The following is an 18,143-nucleotide window of genomic DNA, read 5'->3' on the forward strand; positions in this document are numbered from 1 at the left end:
CTTCGCCGGGGGAGGTTTTTTATGCCGTCAGCGCACCGTGGCAGTGCTTGTACTTGCGGCCCGAGCCGCACGGGCACGGCGCATTGCGGCTGACCAGGCCTTCCCACTGCGCCGGATCGCTGCCCAGCTCCTCGGGAGAGGGCTGCTGGGGGATGCCCATCTGCGGCAGCGTGTTGGCGATCAGGCCCATCGCGGCGGCGTCGTAGTCGCCGCTGTTGTCCTCGCCGGTCAGCGGATCGATGTGCGTCGTCAGGAAGTCCGGCAACTCGGGGAGATCGGGCGGCGGCGCCATGCGGAACTGGGCATGCGCCAGCGTGCGCGTCACATCCTCGCGGATGTTGGCGAGCATCCGTTCGAACAGCGCGAACGCCTCCTGCTTGTATTCGTTGATCGGCGTCTTCTGCGCATAGGCGCGCAGGTGGATGACCTGGCGCAGCGCGTCGAGCATCGCGAGATGCTCCTTCCAGTGATGGTCGAGGTTCTGGAGCAGGATCGACTTCTCGATCTGCGTCCAGGTTTCGGGCTCGAGATCCGTGGCCTTGGAGGCTACCAGCTCGTCGGCCATCACGCGGATGCGCTCTTCGACCATTTCGGGCTCGATCGCTTCCTCGGCGGCGATCCACTCCTCGATGGGCACTTCCACCGCGAGCATCAGCGCAGCCTTGTCCTTGAGCCCGGCCACGTCCCACTGCTCGGGATAGCTGTTGGGCGGGCAGGCTTCGCCGACGATCGCATTGACCGTCTCGTGGCGCATGTCCTCGACGACCTCGCCCACGGCATCGGCGTCCATGATGTCGGCGCGCTGCTCGTAGATGACCTTGCGCTGGTCGTTCATCACGTCGTCATACTCGACGACCTGCTTGCGGATGTCGTAGTTGCGCGCCTCGACCTTCTTCTGCGCGGTCTCGATGGCCTTGGTGAGCCACTTCGAACCGATCGCCTCGCCGTCCTCGATGTTCGAGCGCATCATGCGCGCGAACAGCGTGTCCGAACCGAAGATGCGCAGCAGGTCGTCGTCGAGGCTCAGGTAGAAACGGCTGAGGCCCGGATCGCCCTGGCGGCCCGAGCGACCGCGCAGCTGGTTGTCGATGCGGCGGCTCTCATGGCGCTCGGTGCCGAGCACGAACAGGCCGCCCGCTTCCTTCACGCGCTCCTTCTCTGCGGCGATCTCGGCCTTGATCTGCTCGATCGCGGCATCGCGCGCGGGGCCTTCCTCCATGCCGTCCAGCTCGTCATGGACGCGGAACTCGAGGTTGCCGCCGAGCTGGATGTCGGTGCCGCGGCCCGCCATGTTGGTGGCGATCGTCACGGCGCCGAGGCGGCCCGCCTGCGCGACGATATGGGCCTCATGCTCGTGGTGGCGGGCATTGAGCACGGCATGCTCAACGCCTTCCTTCTTGAGGAATTCGGAAAGCAGCTCGGACTTCTCGATCGATACCGTGCCCACCAGCACCGGCTGGCCCTTGGCCGAATGCTCGCGGATCTTCTTGGCGATCGCCGCGAACTTCTCCTCGGTCGTCTTGTAGAATTCGTCTTCCTCGTCGACGCGGCTGATCGGCAGGTTCGTCGGGATGGTGACGACGTTCATCTTGTAGATGTCGTAGAATTCGGGCGCCTCGGTGGCGGCCGTTCCGGTCATGCCCGAGAGCTTGGGGTACATGCGGAAATAGTTCTGGAAGGTGATCGAGGCGAGCGTCTGGTTCTCGGGCTCGATGTTGACGCCTTCCTTGGCCTCGACGGCCTGGTGCAGGCCCTCGGACCAGCGGCGCCCGTCCATCATGCGACCGGTGAACTCGTCGATGATGACGACCTTGCCGTCCTTCACGATGTAATCGATGTCGCGCTTGAACATCACGTTCGCGCGCAGCGCCTGGTTGAGGTGGTGGACGACCTGGGTGTTCTCGAAGTCGTACAGGTTCGCACCGACGAGCAGCCCGGCCGCTTCGAGCATACGCTCGATCTTCTCGGTACCGTCCTCGGTCAGCACCACGGTGCGCTGCTTCTCGTCCTTCTCGTAATCCTCCGGACGAAGCTGCTTCACCACTGCGTCCACGCCCATGTAGAGCTCGGACTTGTCGTCGGTCGGGCCCGAGATGATCAGCGGGGTACGCGCCTCGTCGATCAGGATCGAGTCCACCTCGTCGACGATCGCGAAGTTGAAGGGCCGCTGCACCATCGAGGCGCGGTCGTACTTCATGTTGTCGCGCAGATAGTCGAAGCCGAACTCGTTGTTCGTGCCATAGGTGATGTCCGCGGCATAGGCGTCGCGGCGCTGCTGATCGGTTAGGTTCGGGATGATCACGCCGGTCGTGAGGCCCAGGAAGCCATAGACCTGGCTCATCCATTCCGCGTCGCGCTTGGCGAGATAGTCGTTGACCGTCACCACGTGCACGCCCTGCCCCGGCAGCGCGTTGAGATAGGTGGCGAGCGTCGCCACCAGCGTCTTGCCCTCGCCGGTACGCATCTCGGCGATCTCGCCGCGGTGAAGCACGATGCCGCCGATCATCTGCACGTCATAGTGACGCTGGCCGAGCGTGCGCTTGGCCGCCTCGCGCACCGTGGCGAAGGCCTCGGGCAGGATCGAATCGAGCTTCTCGCCGTTCGCGAGCCGCTCGCGGAACACCGCCGTCTGGTTCGCCAGAGTCGCGTCGTCCATCGCCGAGATGGTCGGTTCGAACGCATTGATCTTCTGGACGATCGTTCCGAGCGACTTGACGTAACGCTCGTTGGAGGAACCGAAAATGGTCTTGGCCAGGCCGCCGAACATGGGTGTTTCCTGTCGTATCTGAATGTTGGTCGGGCAGGCGCAGCCTTGGCCGGCGCCCGCGGTTCGCGAAAAACGAATGGGAGGGCGGCCGCGCCTCGGCGGGCCGCGCCGGGCCTTATTCGAGCCGACGCTCGAAAGGCAGATAGGTTGCAACGAGCGGCTGCGCGGCGCTCGCCGGCAGGATGCTCCGCTCGACGCGCGCAGCGGCCGGAGCCGCCAGCGCCGGGATCGCCCGCCGCGCCGGATCGACCGCCGCGTGCGCGACTTCGGCCGCCTGCACCACTGCAACGCCCTGCGCCTGACGCACTGCGCCATCGCCCGCACCGGCACCGGTGAGGCTCGCGAAGAGCGCAGTCAGGAGGAGAAGCAGGTTCAATTCGGCTCCGGCGTTCCACTTGCATCGCGCCCGAAGCGCGACCGAAGCGGACATAGTGACTGGTAGACGCTTCGTCTAATCAAAAGCTCCACTTCGCCGACAAATGTGGCGGCGATGCCACATTCTCAGGGCCCGGCTATTCTGGACTTTGCCAGCGGACGCGGCTGAGATAGCGGCTGCGGACCGGCTGCCCGGCGGAATCGATCGCGGGAGCGAAACGCGCGCGCTCCCTCATGATCGCACAGGTTGCCGAATCCAGTACCGGTGACCCGCTCGACTTCACTATGAAGCAGCGCGTCAGATTGCCGCTCCGATCCACCTCGACACCGAATGCCACGGTTCCCTGGGTTCCATGCCGCAGCGCTGCTGTCGGATAGTCGTCCGTCGAGAACCATGTCGCGGGGTCACCCTGCGGCCGAGCCGGAGGTAGAGCGGTCAGGTCTGCCGGCACCGGGTCGATTTCGACCCGTTGGGGCGCTTCCTCGGCAGTTTCGGTGAATTTCTCAGCAATTTTGGTCAGGCTGCCCCATCTCGCGGAGGCTCGCTTGCCGATCACCATCACCGCCATGCCAGCGCCGTAGAGGATCACCCCCAAGAGCAGTCCCATCAAGACGATCACTGCATTGCGCAGCGCCGGGCTATCTCCCCAAAGCACGCCGGGGCCGGCACGGTTTTCGGGTCCATTCTCGTCCGGATCGATCGTCATCAATTCCCCCTGAAGGAATGCCAGCGGCGAAACGCGAGGCAATCGTCGAGTACGCAGCTTGCACAGTCGATCTGCATCGGCAAAGCCGGGACTGCTGCAGCAATCGAAAGGCCCTTCACCAGAAAATACATTGCCCCCACCCGCTCCCCAGGCGGGAGCCTCAGCCGCGCAGCCACTGGACGAGATAGGCAATACCCCACGCCGCCAGCCCGAGCACCCAGACAGTCATCAGCGGATAGGCAATCCCGAGCACGGGCACCGCAAGCGGCACCGCCACCCCGGCGAAGAAGGTCACGACACCCGTCGCGGCGAAGGCGTTGCGGGTCCTGCGCTGCTCCAGTTCGTCCGAAAGGCGCCACAGCATCCCGGCACCGAAGGCGATCACTACCATATAGCCCAGCGCCAGGATTAATTTGGTTTGCGCCGCGCCCGGGCCAGGCGGCACAAACCTGGGCGCGAAGACGCCGAAAGCGATCGCCGCTGCCACCAGCGCGATATGGACAGTCCGTTGCCGCCGCCGACGGGTTGCTGCCCGCCGCTCACCCCAATTCTCGTCAGTCATCCGCGTGCTCGTCATCGAAAATCTCCTCGATCGGGAGCTGGAACAGCCGGGCGATCTTGAACGCCAGCGGCAGCGAGGGATCGAACTTGCCCGTCTCCACGGCATTGACCGCCTGGCGCGACACGTCGAGCCGCCCGGCCAGTTCGGCCTGGCTCCATTTCCGTTCCGCGCGCAGCACCTTGAGCCGGTTCTTCATCCCTCAGCTGCCTCCATCCGCCGTCAGGCTCACGCGACTCGATGTCAGGTGAGCGTGACATCTGTGCGGCTCAGCACGCGCGATGTCAATAACACCTGACAATTCGTCAGCCATAGCTGACCAACCTGCCGCTTCCCTTGGCGGCGCTCTGCGCCTATCCGGACGCGATGTCCGAGACCCGCTCCCCGCTCGCCCCCGCCGCCTTTCCCGCCCTGCCCGCCATCCCCGGCGTGACGCTTCGCGTCGCCCGCGCGCGGTACAAGACGTGGGATCGGTGCGACCTGACCTTCGTCACGCTCGACGAAGGCACCAGCGTCGCGGGCGTGCTGACGCAGAGCCGCTGCCCCTCCCCCGAAGTCGAATGGTGCCGCAAGGCGCTGGTGCTCGGCCGGGCACGCGCACTGGTCGTCAACGCGGGCAATTCCAACGCCTTCACCGGCGCCCGCGGCCGCGCCGCGGTGGAGAATCTCGCCGCCAAGGCGGCGCAGCACCTCGGCTGCGAGCCTTCGGACGTCTTCCTCGCCTCGACCGGCGTGATCGGCGTGCCACTGCCGATCGACAAGAGCGAGGCCGGCCTCGCCGCCGCCTTCACGGCCGAGCCCTGCGGCTGGGAGGACGCTGCCGCGACGATCATGACCACCGACACCTTCGCCAAGGCGGCGGTGACGCAGGCAGTGGTCGACGGGCGCACGGTCAACCTCGTCGGCATCATCAAGGGCTCGGGGATGATCGCGCCCGATATGGCGACGATGCTCGGCTTCGTCTTCACCGACGCCGCAGTTACGCCCGAGTTTCTGCAACGTGCGCTAAGCGACGCCAACGGCAAGACTTTCTCCTGCATCACCGTGGATGGCGACACTTCGACCAGCGATACCGTGCTCGCCTTCGCCACCGGCAAGGCAGGCAATGCGCCGCTGGCGAACGATGACGATGCCGGCGCCGACGCCTTCTGCGCCGCGCTCGCCGATCTCTGCCACCAGCTCGCCTTGCTCGTCGTGCGCGACGGCGAAGGCGCGCAGAAGCTCATCGAGATCACCGTCGAGGGCGCCGAGAGCGACCGCAGCGCGCACCGGATCGCGATGTCGATCGCCAATTCGCCGCTCGTGAAGACCGCGATCGCGGGAGAGGACGCGAACTGGGGCCGCGTCGTGATGGCCGTCGGCAAGGCCGGCGAGCCCGCCGAGCGCGACCGGCTCGGAATTCGCTTCGGCGCGACGCAGGTGGCGCGGGGCGGGCTTGCGGTGGAGGGCTATGACGAAGCGCCGGTCGCCGCGCATCTCAAGGGCCGGGAGATCGAGATCGGGGTCGACCTGGGGCTGGGCGAAGGCCGCGCCACGGTGTGGACCTGCGACCTCACCCACGGCTACATCTCGATCAACGCCGATTATCGGAGCTGAGCATGGAGGGCGGGTGCCTCTGCGGTTCGGTGCGCTACCGGCTGCTTTCGGCACCCTATGACGCAGGCTGGTGCCATTGCCGCACCTGCCAGCTCAACTCGGGCAGCCCGGCGATGGCCTTCGCCACCGTGCCGCTGGGCGATTTCGTCTTCATTGACGGCGAGGCATTAGTCGGCAGCGTGGCGTCGAGCGAGTTCGGCCACCGCCGCTTCTGCACGCGCTGCGGCACGCCGCTCTACATGCGCGTGAACCACCAACCCGAGACGCTGGATTTCAGCATCGCCACGCTCGACGAGCCGGCGAAAGTCGTGCCCGGGTTCCACATCTTCTACGCCAGCCGCATTCCCTGGGCCGAGCCGGGCGATGAACTGCCGCGGCACGAACGGTTCCGGCCGGACACGCGCGGATTGAGCTGACAGAAGGATTCGCTCGAACCAAAGCTGTACCCCGGCGGAGACCGGGGCCCAGTTGCGATAATTTTTCGAGATGCCCTTCCCGGCTGGAGCCGCGAAGGATGGCACCCGGGCCCCGGCCTTCGCCGGGGAACAGGCACAGTCTTGTTCTAGCGCTGCATCAAAGCTCGCGTTCGATCCACTGCTTGATGCCGCTCTTGGGCATCGCGCCGACCTGAGTCGCGGCGGGCTGGCCGTTCTTGAACAGGATCATCGTCGGGATGCCGCGCACGCCGTACTTGGTCGGAGCATCGGGATTCTCGTCGATGTCGATCTTCACGATCTCGACCTTGTCGCCCAGCTCGGCCGCCAGCTCTTCGAGCGCCGGCGCGATCATGCGGCACGGCCCGCACCACTCGGCCCAGAAGTCGACGAGCACGGGCTTGTCGGCGCGCAGCACATCCGCTTCGAAGCTTGCGTCGGTAACAGCCGAGGTGGCCATGGCAGTGTCTCCTGAAGTGTCTTGAGGCCTTACTTATGTGGCCAGTGCGCCTTGCTCAAGCGCCCGAGGCCAAGCTTTGCTCCGCCGCTGCGAAGCCCGGCTTGTGCGCAGCCAGCAGCCTATCGGGCAGCATATGGAGCACCGGCCCGGCGGTGTAGAGCAGCCCTGCCTCGATCGCGCGGCCGGGGAAGATCACTGCCAGCGCCGCGGCATAGGCGGCCATCTGGCGCAGGTGATAGGGCGGAACGGCGTCGAGATCCGCAGGCGCGCGCCGGCCGGTCTTGAAGTCCACCACGCGGACGCGATCGGGCAGCACCACCAGCCGGTCGACGGTGCCCGAGACGACATGCCCGCCCTCGACCACTGCGGCGATCGGCGCCTCGGCGAGCGCATCGGGGCCGAAGAGCTCGGCGAAGCGCGGGTCCTCGGTCACTGCCAGCGCATCGGCGACCAGCGCGGCGCGCAGCCCGGCATCGGCGACGCCCCCTGCCCCCGCCAGCCAGCGCTCGGCAGCACCTGCGCGCGCGGCAGGCTCGACCGCGGGGAGGCGCTCGAACAGCGCGTGGAGCAGGCGGCCGCGCTCGGCGGCGAGGCGCATCGCCGGCGTGGGCGGCGGATCGGCGACCAGGTCCTCGCCGAGCGACGACGGTGCGAGCGGACGCGGCGGACGCGCCTCCACGGGCGCGGGCCGCCCCGCCCAGTCGGGAAGCGGCTGGTGCGGCGTCTCAGCCAGGCGAAGCTGCGGCTTCGCGGCTACCGGAGCCGCCTGAATGCGCCCGCGGAACTCGCGGACGCCCTCGCCCTGCTCCACGCCCAACGCATCAAGCGCCGCAGCGCTCGCAGCGTACCAGCTCTTCGCCGGCGGCACGCCCTTGGCCATCGGCCCGAGCGCGCCCGCGACCACCAGCCGTTCCTCGGCGCGAGTCGCGGCGACGTAGAAGAGCCGCCAATGCTCTTCGAGCTCGCGCGCGTCCTGCGCCGCCACCAGCGTGTCGAGCTGCCCGCCGCGCTCGGCGGCACGCGGGCGGAAGATCGGGAAGGCCGGGCCGTCATGCCCTTCGGGCGCCCAGAGCAGCATGTCGCGCGGGTTGCGCGTCGGATCGACGGTGGCGTCGGCAAGGATCACCAGCGGCGCCTGCAAGCCCTTGGCGCCATGCGCGGTCATCACCCGCACCGCCGCCTGCGGCTGGGCAGCGTCGCGCACGATCTCGACATCGCCGCGATCGAACCAGTCGAGGAAGCGCTGGAGCGAGGGCGTGGCGACCCTCTCGAAGTTGAGCGCCGCGTTGAGCAGTTCCTCGATCGGATCGCGCGCTTCCTCGCCGAGCCGGTGGAGCAGCTTGCGCCGCCCTTGCATCGGTCCGGAGAGGATCTCCTCGAGGAAACGGTAGGGCGTCGCGATATCGGCACGGCGGAGCAGCGCGTGGAGCGGGGCGAGCCGCTCCTCCGGCTGCGTGGCCCGCAGGTGCCGCCACAGCCCGCCGCGCTCGCGCAGGGCCGCCGCCATCAGCTCGTCCTGGCTCCAGCCGATCAGTGGCGAGACCAGCAGCGACGCGAGCGACAGGTCATCCTCAGGCTGGAGCGCAAAACGCACCGCGGCGAGCAGGTCCTGAACGCCAAGCGGCGCATTGAGCCGCAGCCGGTCGACCCCCGCGACCGGCACGCCCTCGGCATAGAGCCGCGCGACGATCAGCGAAGCGAGCTCGCCGCGGCGCTTGACCAGGATCATTACATCCTCGGGCCGCAGCGCCCGGCCCTTGCTCTCGAGCATCAGCCCCTGGCCGAGCCAGCCCTTGATCTCGCGGGCGATGTTGCCGGCAAGCTTGCGCGTGGCGTCGCTGACCCAGCTTTCCTCATCCTCGTCGCTGCCGCCCTCGACTACCGGCGGCCAGAGCGTGACGGTGCCCGGGCCAGGCACTTCGCTGGCATGTTCCTCGGCGTCGCTGAACGCGCCCATGCCCGGCTCGGGCAGCGCCCCGATCGCCGCGTCGACGAATTCGAGCACCGGCCGCGTCGATCGGAAGCTGTGCGTGAGCGAAAGCGACTCGAGCCCCCGCGCATCGACCTCATATTCGGCCCGCACCCGCGCGCGCTCGCGGAAGCGCTCGAAGGCGGCGCGGAAATAGATCGGGTCGGTGCCCTGGAAGCCAAAGATCGCCTGCTTGTAGTCGCCTACGGTGAAGAGCGTGCGGATCGCCTGTCCCCGCGCGCCCTCGCCCGAGAAGAACTCGTCGGCAATCGCGCTGACAATCGCCCATTGCTGGGGGTTGGTGTCCTGTGCCTCGTCGATCAGCACATGCTCGGTCACCTGGTCGAGCTTGTAGCGCACCCATTCGCCCATGCCCGGCTCGGCGAGCAGCTCGACGGTGCGACGGATCAGGTCGTTGAAGTCCACTGCGCCGGTGCGGCGCTTGGCGCGCGCATAGGTGTCGGCATAGGCGCGTCCCGCCTCCAGCCCCTGGGCGAGCAGGTCGGCGAAGTCGGCCCGGACCTTCATCGCCAGCAGCTCGTCGCAGCGGGTGTGGAGCCGCATCGCCAAGTCGGCGTAGGCGGCATCCTGCGGCGCCTGCCCCTTGGCGAAGGAGCGCGGGTCGCCCTTGGCGGTGGCCCAGACGAGGTGGAGCTCGGCGAGCCGGGCCGCACGCTCGGCAGGCGACTGGCCGAGCCAGGCCGCGACGATATCGGCGCGTTCGAGGCCGCGTGTGGTGGCCCAGTCGGCGTTCATCACAGCGATCTGGCGAAGGCTGGCGAGGTCGAACGCATCGTCGGCGCAGCAGCGCTCGATCTCGGCGCCGATATCGCCGTCTGGCAGGTCGAGCGTGCGGCGGAGGAACGGCTGGACGCCGCCGGGCAGCGCCTCCATCGCCTCGGCAGCGCCGGCGCAGGCCTTGAGGAACGCCTCGGCCTTGCCTTCGCCCAGCCGGATGCTGAGCGCGCGGACCGCGTCGATCAGATGCTCGCGCCCCTCGCGCTCGGCGGTGACGAGCATCTCGGCCAGCGCCTCGCGCGCCAGCACCGCTTCCTCGCGCTGGTCGAGCGGGCGGAAGCCCGGCACCAGCCCCGCCTCCACCGGGAAGGCGGCGAGCAGCGACTGGCAGAAGCTGTGGATCGTCTGGATGCGGATGCCGCCGCCCGGCGCGTCGAGCACCTTGGCGAAGAGCGTGCGGGCGCGCGCGCGGCCGTCGGGCGAAATGCTCTCTCCCAGCGCCTCCAGATCGGCGACGAGTTCGGCGTCGCTTGCTCGCACCCAGCGCGCCAACCGCCCGGTGATCCGTTCCGACATCTCGGCCGCGCCCGCCTTGGTGAAGGTAAGGCACAGGATCGCGCCGGGATCGACGCCCGCGAGCAGCAGCCGCCACACGCGCGCCGCCAGCACCTGCGTCTTGCCGGTGCCCGCCGAGGCGGAGAGCCAGACATGGCGCGCGGGATCGCTGGCCCTGCGCTGGTTGCCCTTGAGCGGGTGGAGGGGGCGAAGCTCAGCCATGGATTTCCGGCCCCATCAGTACCCCGGCGAAGGCCGGGGCCCAGCTGCGGCGCGCTCGCGGAGGCGCAGTGCGGCTCTCGAACCCGAGCAGAAACTGGGCCCCGGCCTTCGCCGGGGTACAGGACTGCAAAAAGGCAGCCTGGGCGTCACTCACGACCGTACCACTCGTCGCGGCGCATCAATTGGTCATACTCGGCGTAAGGCGCGTAATCGGGGTGGAGCTTGGCAGTGAAAGGCTCCTCACCCGTCAGCCACCGGCTCGCCGCCTTCCCGAACTCGTCGACTGCCCGATCTACGAAATCGTCGGCCGGCAGATGGTCGCGGCGCTTGGGATCGCACGGGCTCTCGACATAGCCGAAGCCGCCGCTGCGGTTGCGCGAGAGCGACCAATATTCGAACCCGTTGGCGCGCCCCTCGATACCGTCGAACCCGCCACGCTCGGCGATCAGCCCGAGCAGTCCGAGCTGAAGACTGAACCCTTCGCGTACCGCCGCGAGGCTGGGTGGCTTGCCGGTCTTGTAGTCGACGATCGCAAGGCTGCCGTCGCTCAGCCGGTCGATGCGGTCGAAGGTGCCGCTCAGTTCGACGCCGGCGAAGTCGATCACCCCGCGCTTCTCAACCGCCAGCACTTTTCGCGCAGGATCGGCGGCGATCTCGGACGCGATCCAGTCGATCGCCTCCATCAGCCGCGGCTGCCACAGCGCGCGCATCATCGGGTGCGTGCGCTCGTCGGCCAGCATCGCCTCCGCGCGCGCGCGCAGCTTCTCGGGCGCGCAATCGTCGAGTTCGAACCATTTCTGAAGAACGGCATGTACCGCCGTGCCCCGCCACGCCGCGCTCGGATCGGCATCGACCGGGTCGAGCGCCATCAGCCGCAGCATTCGCCGCGCGTAGAAGGCGTAAGGATCGGCCTTCAATCGGTCGACTTCGGTGACCGAAATCGCCTTGGGCCGCTGCGCCACTGGCGGGCACGGTTCGGGCCGGTCGCTCGGCTTGGGCTTTCCAGCTTCGTCGACAGCGCGAAGCCAGGCCTCCAGCTCCCCTGCCCGCTCCAGCCCGCCCGACAGCGCCTCGAGCCGCAGCCAGAAGCGCGAAGCGATCGTCGGCGCGCTGGCGTCCCGCCGCGCGCGGGTGAGCAGCACCTCGGGAGCCCCCAGCGCCCCGGCAAGATCGTGCGCGGCGAGCCCGATCCGGCGTTCGAGCCCCGGCAGTCCCAGCTCGGCGCGGATGCGCGGCGCCAGCCACGGGTCGGGCGCGGGCAGGCCCGGCCACACGCCTTCATTGAGCCCGCCGAGGATCATCAGGTCGGCGGTCTGCAGCCGCGCCTCGAGCAGGCCGAGGATCGCCAGCCGCGGATGCCCGCCCTGCGGCGGGCGCACCGCAGCCTCGTCCATCAACGTGCGCAGCATCGGCACCAGCGCGGCGGGTTCGGCGCACGGCGGCCCATGTTCGGCTTCGCGTTCGAGGGTATCGAGCAGGTCCGCGGCGGCGCGTCCGTCGGCCCGGCTCCACAACGCGTCGCCACCCAGGGCCTGCGCCGTCTCGCGCAGCGCGGCGAGCAGCTCGGGGATCGGCCGGGCGCCACCCCCGAACACGGTTTCCAGCGGCGCGAGCAGCACGCGCGCCTCGCCCCACCAGCGCTGCGCCGCACGGCGAATCGGTCCTTCGCGTCCCTCCTGCTCGGCGAGATGCCGGTCGATCCCCGCCAGCCCCGCCGCGGGCCGCGGCCCGCGCAATGCCCGGTCGAGCGCGCGCGCGCCTTCGAGCCATTCGGGCCGCGTGTCCGGCATCACCAGCGGGTGCTTGAGCAGCGCGAGCAGCGGCAGCGGCGCAAAGCCCTGCGCGCCCGCATCGGCCAGCGCGAGCAGCAGCGTGCCCGGCGGTAGCATCGACAACGGCTGGCCCGCGGTGTCGTCGATCGCCAGTCCCCAGCGCGCGCAATGCGCCGCGACGCGCCGGGCGAGCGCGCGGTCGGGCGTCACCAGCGCCGCGGTGCGGCCGGGCGTCTCGAGCGCCTCGCGCAGCGCCAGCGCGATCGCCTGCGCCTCTTCGGCCGGCGTCGCGACGTCGAGCGCTCGCACCTTGTCGAGCCGCCGCTCGGCCGCCGGCAGCGCGGTCCAGCCGTGGGTGAGCTCGGGCGGCGCCATCGCCGATGCGATCGCCTTGCTGCGCGCCGGCGGCGCATCGTGCTCGCTCGTCGCACGCCACGGATCGAACTCGCTGCGATGCACGCCCATCCGGTCGAGCAGCAGCTTGAGATGATATTGCGGGTGCGTCTCGATGCTGCGCCGCCGCCGTCCGGTGACGGGGTCGGGCGCATGCGGCCCGAGCAGATCCCATTCGGCGTCGCTGATTCCGGTCGCGAGCCCCGGCAGCACCACCATCCCCTGCGGCAGCTCGGCGACGACGCGCAGCAGCCGCGCGACCGCAGGCGCCGAAGTGGTGATGCCCGCCGCACAGACAAAGCCCTGGGGCGGATTGTGCCGCCAATGCGCCGCGACCTTGTCAAGCAGGCGCCGCCGCCGCTCGGCCAGGTCGATCCGCCCCAGCCGCTCCAGCTCACCGGGCCAGCGCGACAGCACCAGCTCGAACAACGCTAGCGAGCGCTCCCAATGCGCCGACAGCTCCTTGCTCAGCTCCAGCTCGCGAAGTTTCCGCGGCGGCACTTCCTCGACGAGCAGCTGGTCGAGCGTCCGCCCCAGCTCGCCCGCGAGCCGCACCGCCTCGGCAGCGTCTGCCTGCGCCCCCGCCTCGCCGATCAGCCGCGCGAGGATCATCCTCCGCTGGAGCGGGGCGACCGCGGGCGGCACCGGATCGCCGTCGCCGGCAGGATCGAACACCGCGCCCAGCGTCTCGTCGAGCTCGGGATCGCCGACCGCGACCAGCCGCGGCAGCAGCAGGCCGCCGCCGCTCGCACGCACGAACGCCTCCTGGATCGACCGCTTGGCACGATTGTTGGGCACCAGCACCAGCCCGCGCGCCAACCGCATCGGATCGCCCCCGAAGCGCCGGATCAGCCCGATCGCCAGCGCATCGGCAAAGGCGCGGTGCGGGGGGATGGTGTAGAGGTGAAGGCGTTCGGGCATCGGAACTCTAAAGCCCCTTCCCCTTCAGGAGAGGGGTTTGGGGTGGGGAAGAGTCTCACAGAGGGCGGGCTTTGAAAAGAGTGCCCCACCCCAACCCCTCCCCCTGAAGGGAGGAACCAGGCAGTCACATCTCCGCCAGCACCGCCTCGGTCGCCTTGATCGCATCGGGCGAGCCGACGTCGAACCACAGCCCCTGGTGAACCGCGCCCCACAGGCGCCCGGCCTCCATCGCGCGGTTCCAGAAGAGGTTGGTCGAGAAGGGTCCCTCGGGCCAGTCGCGGATCACGCGCGGCGAGAGGATCTGCACGCCGGTGAACACGAAGGGCGCGAGCCGGCCCGGCTTGCGGCGCTCGACGATGCGCCCGGCGGGATCGAGGCGGAAGTCGCCCTGCCCCTTGTGGCTGTTGGCGCGCGCCAGCGGCACCACCAGCAGCAGCGCGTCCATGCGATCGTCGTCCCATTGCTCGGCGAGCTGGCGGATCGCGTCGACCGGCCCGTCGACCCAGAGATTGTCGCTGTTGACGCAGACGAAAGGCTTGTCGCCGATCAGCGTGCGCGCCTGCACCAACCCGCCGCCCGTCTCCATGAGCTGCTTGCGCTCGTTGGAGATCAGCACTTCGATATCCTTCACCCGCGCCCTCAGATGGGCTTCCATCTGGTCGGCGAGATAATGGACGTTGACTACCGCGCGCTTGATGCCCGCGCTACGCAGCCGATCGAAGACGTGATCGATCAAGGGCTTGCCGGCAACTTCTACAAGCGGCTTGGGACGCGTCGCGGTGAGCGGGCGCATCCGCTTGCCCAGCCCCGCGGCCATCACCATCGCCGTCTCCGGCACTGCGGCCTCCGGCTGCGGGCGCAGCGAATAGGTGGTGCTGCTGCTCATTCGCCCGTAATCGCCAGCGGGTCGCCGCGCAGCTCGGCGGGCACGTTCGCATCGAACCAGTCCGCCACCGGCTTGAGCGCCGGGTGTGCGAGGTCGCGCTCCAGATAGGCCCAGACGCGCGGGCACATGCCCGGGTAGCGCGGCTTGCCGTCGCGCTTCCACAGCCGCGTGAAGATGCCGATGATCTTGGCGTTCCGCTGCGCGCCCAGCACATGATAGGCCACGTCGAAAGCGTCCCCGGTGCCGGTGATCCGCTTGTAGCGATCGAGCATCGCAGTCTCCAGCTCCGCGGCCACGTCGCGCCGCGCGTCCTGCAGCAGCGAGACGAGGTCGTAGGCGGGATGCCCCGCCAGCGCATCCTGGAAGTCGAGCAGGCCCAAGCTCTCGCTGCCCTCGATCAGCATGATGTTCTCGGCGTGGTAATCGCGCAGCACCGTGACCGGCATATGACCGTCCAGCACCGGCGCCAGCACGCGGTTCCATGCCTCCGTATAGCCCGCCGCGTCCACATCGAGCCCCACCGCCGGGCAATACCATTCGGGCAGCAGCGCCGCCTCGCGGTGATATTCGGGCAGGTCATAGGGGCGCACGTCCGCCGCCGCATGGTCGCGCAGCCGGATCAGCAGATCGACGGCCTCCGCATAGAGCCGGAGTTCGCTCTCGGGCGCCGCGTCGACGGTCTCGCGAAGCCGCGCGTCGCCGAAGTCCTGGATCAGCACCAGCCCGTGCTCGAGGTTCTCGTGGAAGATCTCGGGCGCCGCGAAGCCACGCTCGGTGAGCCAGCGCGCGATCTTGATGAAGGGCCGCGGATCCTCGTGCGGCGGCGGCGCGTCCATCAGGATCGCGCTGCGATCATGGTGGACGACGCGGAAATAGCGCCGGAACGAGGCGTCGCCGGCGAGCGGCCGGATCTCGGCTCCCTCCCATCCGGCGGCAATCAGGAAATCGGGCGCCGCAGCGGGCGGGTTCATGTCGGGGGCCATCGGTCCTTCCATGCCGCCGGCACCTGCGCTGTCAAGGCGCGCGCGCCGTCCGGCATCACTTCCAGGGTCAGCCACAGGGCGTCACGCCAGTACTCCGCCCCCAGCCGCTCGGGCCACTCGACGAGCAGCAGCGCCTCGCCGCGTGCGTCATCGAGCCCCAGCTCCTCCGCCTCCTCGGGTTCCTCGATCCGGTAGAGATCGACGTGGAGCACGGGAAAGCGCACTTCGGGCGAGTCGTAAGGCTGGACGATCGCGAAACTTGGACTGGGAGCCTCGCCTTCCAGCCCCAGCGCGGCGAGCAGCCCGCGCGCGATGCTCGTCTTGCCCGCGCCAAGCGGGCCGGAGAGCGCGATCACGTCGCCCGGCTGCGCGAGCCCCGCCAGCCGCGCGCCCAGCGCCAGATTGTCCTCGACGCTTTCCAGCCGCATCATTTGCGCGGCAATTCCACGGTGATCAGCGTTCCCTCACCGGGTTCGGAGATCAGCTCGATGCGGCCGCCGTGCGCCTCGACGAACTGCTTGGCGAGCGGCAGCCCCAGGCCCAGCGCGCGCTGATCCCCGCGCGCAGCGTCGCTCTGGGCGAAGCGATCGAATGCCCGGGCGGCGGCTTCACGGCTCATCCCCGGCCCGTTGTCGGAGACGATCACGCGCGCGACCTTGGCATTGCCGTCGAGGTGGAGCAGCACCCTGCCCTTCTCGGGCGTGCCCGTCGCCGCATGGCGCAGCAGATGCTCGATCACCTGTCGCAGCCGGCGGGGATCGCCCTGCACGGTGCCCGCGGTGCCCGTATCCTCGACCACCAGCTCGATCGACTTGCCCTTGGCCAGCGGCGCGATCGCCTCGGCCGCGTTGTTGGCGACCAGTTCGATATCCACCGGCACGCGCTCGAGCGGTGCGCCTTCGCTCTGGGTCAGGTCGAGCACGTCGTCCACCAGTCCGCTCAGTCGCTCCACCGAAGCCAGGATCGCCTCGGCATATTCGCATCCGCTGGGCGTCAGCTCGCCCGCGAAGCCGCCGTGGAGCATCTCGGCGAAGCCCTTGATCGAAGTGAGCGGGGTGCGCAGCTCGTAGCTCATGTTGGCGACGAAGGCCGTCTTGACTCGATCGGCGGCTTCCAGCGCCTCGTTGCGATCCCTGAGCGCGCGCTCGGCGCGGTGATGGTCGGTCGTGTCGAGCATCGTGACCAGCGCGTTGCCGTCGGGCAGCGGCACCGCAGTCACGTCGAAATGGCGGCCGTCCTTGAAGGCAACGCTCGATCCGCGCTGCTGGCGGTCCTTCGCCGCCATGCGGATCAGGTCGCCGAGCACTTCGGCGCGCGAGGGATTGGCGAGCCGTGATCCCACTGCCTTGACCAGGGAAGCGATCTGCGGATGGGCGTCGAGGAAGCCGTCCTCGAAGCCCCAGACCTGGCGGAACTTGCGGTTCCAGATCTGGAGCCGCCCCTTGCCGAACACCGCGACGGCCTCGGCCAGGCTCTCCAGCGTGGCGGTGCGCACCTGCTGCATCTCGCCATGCTCGCGCTGCAGCTCGAACTGCTGGGTGCGGTCCTCGAACATCAGCAGGAGCCCGCCTTCGGGCAGCGGCTGGGCGACGACGCGCAGATGGGTGCCGCCGACGCTCCAGGTCTCCTCGACCGCGTCGGGCGCCGTGAACCATTCGCGCCGCTCGGCCTTCCACGCCGGGAAGTCGCGAACCTCGGGCAGCCGGTTCGCCTCGCGCATGCGATCGAGCACGCGATCGAATTCGGGCCGGTCGGCGAGCCATTCGGTCTTCATCGCGAACATGCGGCGGAAGGGCTGGTTGCAGAAGGCCAGGCTGCGGTCGCCGCCGAACTGGGCGACGCCCGCGGAGACGCGGTCGAGCATCGCGCGCTGCGCCTCGGCGAAGCGCTTCAGCCCGCCGCGTGCCTGCTCGAGATCCTCGATGTCGATTGCGAAGCCGGCGACACCGCCCGTCGGGAGCGGCACGTCATGGAGGCGCAGCATCCGCCGCGCCCTGCCGATCGTCGCAGGCATCGCCGCCGTCTGGGGTTCGCCGGTGTCGCGCGCGATCGCGGCATTGGCGAGTGGCCCGCCCAGCCCCGCGCCCTCGACCAGTTCGAGGCCGCGCGCGACCACATCCTCGCTGTCCTTGCCCTCGACGGCTTCGACATAGGCGCTGTTGACCATCAGCAGCCTGAGGTCGGATCCGCGATACCACATCGGCATCGGCGCCGCCTCGATCAGCGCGGTCAGCGCGTCGAACGCCGCGCGCAGCCGGCTCCCGTCACGCTGCAGCCGCACGATCTCGCCCTGGCTTTCGGTAGCGTCGAGGAACCAGAGCAGCACGCCACCGGGCGCCTGCAGCGCGTCCGGCGCGCGCTCGCCGACCACCAGCAGCGCGCGGTCCGATCCCTGCGCATGGACCGGCAGCCGAAAGGGCTGGCCCGCCTTTTGCGCTGCGGTGACGTGCGCAGCCAGCGCCTCCAGATCCTCGATCCTGAGGCCTTCGTCCTCGCCGGCGAGACCGTCGAGCATGCGCGGAAGCTCGGCCAAGCCCAGCCAGTCGCCGAGCCGGCGCGACAGCTCGATGCGGCCATCGGCGCGCACCACCATTGCCTGGGCCGGCGATTCGCGAACAAGCGCCGCGAGCCGCGCATCGCGCTCGGCGAATTCGCGGCCGGCCGCACGGGCGCGCAGCCCAGCGAGCAGCACCCAGGTCGCGGCGATGACGAGCAGCGCGACGATCGCGCCGGCCGCCACGGCCGCGGATTGCGGAATCTCGATCAAGCCGCCCCTCCGCGGCCGCGCTGCGCGATCATGGCCATC

The 18,143-nt window shown here is 69.3% G+C and carries 14 protein-coding genes; 2 read left to right on the forward strand and 12 right to left on the reverse strand.

The window, feature by feature from the left end; genetic code table 11:
* Nucleotides 1-19: 19 nt before the first annotated feature.
* The 5 genes from secA to J7500_RS11870 form a co-directional block, all read right to left on the reverse strand.
* Nucleotides 20-2,767, reverse strand: a complete 2,748-nt coding sequence (gene secA, locus J7500_RS11850) for a preprotein translocase subunit SecA (protein ID WP_294061911.1) — start codon at nucleotides 2,765-2,767, stop codon at nucleotides 20-22.
* Nucleotides 2,768-2,882: 115 nt separating this feature from the next.
* Entirely contained in the window at nucleotides 2,883-3,143 is a 261-nt protein-coding gene (locus tag J7500_RS11855) for a hypothetical protein (RefSeq protein ID WP_294061912.1), read from the reverse strand.
* A gap of 136 nt (nucleotides 3,144-3,279) precedes the next feature.
* Nucleotides 3,280-3,849 (reverse strand): energy transducer TonB, encoded by a 570-nt coding sequence (locus J7500_RS11860; protein WP_294061913.1) that lies wholly within the window; start codon nucleotides 3,847-3,849, stop codon nucleotides 3,280-3,282.
* A gap of 160 nt (nucleotides 3,850-4,009) precedes the next feature.
* Nucleotides 4,010-4,426, reverse strand: coding sequence for a hypothetical protein (locus tag J7500_RS11865; RefSeq protein ID WP_294061914.1), 417 nt, complete (start codon nucleotides 4,424-4,426; stop codon nucleotides 4,010-4,012).
* Nucleotides 4,404-4,607, reverse strand: a complete 204-nt coding sequence (locus J7500_RS11870) for a helix-turn-helix transcriptional regulator (RefSeq protein ID WP_294061915.1) — start codon at nucleotides 4,605-4,607, stop codon at nucleotides 4,404-4,406. The genes J7500_RS11865 and J7500_RS11870 overlap by 23 nt, the downstream gene beginning before the upstream one ends.
* Before the next feature lie 167 nt (nucleotides 4,608-4,774).
* Between J7500_RS11870 and argJ the strand changes: the two genes are divergently transcribed.
* On the forward strand, nucleotides 4,775-6,004 hold the full coding sequence (gene argJ / locus J7500_RS11875; protein ID WP_294061916.1) for a bifunctional glutamate N-acetyltransferase/amino-acid acetyltransferase ArgJ: 1,230 nt from the start codon (nucleotides 4,775-4,777) through the stop codon (nucleotides 6,002-6,004).
* A gap of 2 nt (nucleotides 6,005-6,006) precedes the next feature.
* The gene (locus tag J7500_RS11880; protein WP_294061917.1) at nucleotides 6,007-6,420 is read left to right on the forward strand and encodes a GFA family protein; all 414 of its coding nucleotides are present in this window, start codon (nucleotides 6,007-6,009) and stop codon (nucleotides 6,418-6,420) included.
* Between the two features lie 157 nt (nucleotides 6,421-6,577).
* On the opposite strand, the gene trxA is transcribed toward J7500_RS11880, so the two are convergent.
* The 7 genes from trxA to J7500_RS11915 form a co-directional block, all read right to left on the reverse strand.
* Nucleotides 6,578-6,898 (reverse strand): thioredoxin, encoded by a 321-nt coding sequence (trxA, locus tag J7500_RS11885; protein WP_294061918.1) that lies wholly within the window; start codon nucleotides 6,896-6,898, stop codon nucleotides 6,578-6,580.
* Between the two features lie 55 nt (nucleotides 6,899-6,953).
* Nucleotides 6,954-10,382 carry a double-strand break repair helicase AddA gene (gene addA / locus J7500_RS11890; RefSeq protein ID WP_294061919.1) on the reverse strand — a complete coding sequence of 1,143 codons (3,429 nt, stop codon included), beginning with the start codon at nucleotides 10,380-10,382 and terminating at the stop codon, nucleotides 6,954-6,956.
* Nucleotides 10,383-10,528: 146 nt separating this feature from the next.
* A complete protein-coding gene (gene addB / locus J7500_RS11895; protein WP_294061920.1) occupies nucleotides 10,529-13,468 on the reverse strand; it encodes a double-strand break repair protein AddB in 2,940 nt (979 codons plus the stop codon).
* A 124-nt stretch (nucleotides 13,469-13,592) separates the two neighbouring features.
* The gene (locus J7500_RS11900) at nucleotides 13,593-14,354 is read right to left on the reverse strand and encodes a nucleotidyltransferase family protein (protein ID WP_294061921.1); all 762 of its coding nucleotides are present in this window, start codon (nucleotides 14,352-14,354) and stop codon (nucleotides 13,593-13,595) included.
* Entirely contained in the window at nucleotides 14,351-15,325 is a 975-nt protein-coding gene (locus J7500_RS11905; RefSeq protein WP_294062168.1) for a phosphotransferase, read from the reverse strand. The genes J7500_RS11900 and J7500_RS11905 overlap by 4 nt, the downstream gene beginning before the upstream one ends.
* Complete coding sequence (tsaE, locus tag J7500_RS11910; protein ID WP_294062169.1) at nucleotides 15,322-15,765, reverse strand: tRNA (adenosine(37)-N6)-threonylcarbamoyltransferase complex ATPase subunit type 1 TsaE; 444 nt, start codon at nucleotides 15,763-15,765, stop codon at nucleotides 15,322-15,324. The genes J7500_RS11905 and tsaE overlap by 4 nt, the downstream gene beginning before the upstream one ends.
* A complete protein-coding gene (locus J7500_RS11915; RefSeq protein ID WP_294061922.1) occupies nucleotides 15,765-18,104 on the reverse strand; it encodes a PAS domain-containing sensor histidine kinase in 2,340 nt (779 codons plus the stop codon). The genes tsaE and J7500_RS11915 overlap by 1 nt, the downstream gene beginning before the upstream one ends.
* Nucleotides 18,105-18,143: the final 39 nt, after the last annotated feature.

Origin of the sequence: Sphingomonas sp., assembly GCF_017744835.1 — a bacterium.
In the GTDB taxonomy this organism is placed as follows: Bacteria; Pseudomonadota; Alphaproteobacteria; order Sphingomonadales; family Sphingomonadaceae; genus Sphingomonas.

Coding starts and splice junctions, on each gene's coding strand:
- secA (WP_294061911.1), bottom strand. CDS start 2,767: ATGTTCGGCGGCCTGGCCAAGACCATTTTCGGTTCCTCCAACGAGCGT.
- J7500_RS11870 (WP_294061915.1), bottom strand. CDS start 4,607: ATGAAGAACCGGCTCAAGGTGCTGCGCGCGGAACGGAAATGGAGCCAG.
- addA (WP_294061919.1), bottom strand. CDS start 10,382: ATGGCTGAGCTTCGCCCCCTCCACCCGCTCAAGGGCAACCAGCGCAGG.
- tsaE (WP_294062169.1), bottom strand. CDS start 15,765: ATGCGGCTGGAAAGCGTCGAGGACAATCTGGCGCTGGGCGCGCGGCTG.
- J7500_RS11905 (WP_294062168.1), bottom strand. CDS start 15,325: ATGAACCCGCCCGCTGCGGCGCCCGATTTCCTGATTGCCGCCGGATGG.
- J7500_RS11865 (WP_294061914.1), bottom strand. CDS start 4,426: ATGACGAGCACGCGGATGACTGACGAGAATTGGGGTGAGCGGCGGGCA.
- trxA (WP_294061918.1), bottom strand. CDS start 6,898: ATGGCCACCTCGGCTGTTACCGACGCAAGCTTCGAAGCGGATGTGCTG.
- J7500_RS11880 (WP_294061917.1), top strand. CDS start 6,007: ATGGAGGGCGGGTGCCTCTGCGGTTCGGTGCGCTACCGGCTGCTTTCG.
- J7500_RS11860 (WP_294061913.1), bottom strand. CDS start 3,849: ATGACGATCGATCCGGACGAGAATGGACCCGAAAACCGTGCCGGCCCC.
- J7500_RS11900 (WP_294061921.1), bottom strand. CDS start 14,354: ATGAGCAGCAGCACCACCTATTCGCTGCGCCCGCAGCCGGAGGCCGCA.
- addB (WP_294061920.1), bottom strand. CDS start 13,468: ATGCCCGAACGCCTTCACCTCTACACCATCCCCCCGCACCGCGCCTTT.
- argJ (WP_294061916.1), top strand. CDS start 4,775: ATGTCCGAGACCCGCTCCCCGCTCGCCCCCGCCGCCTTTCCCGCCCTG.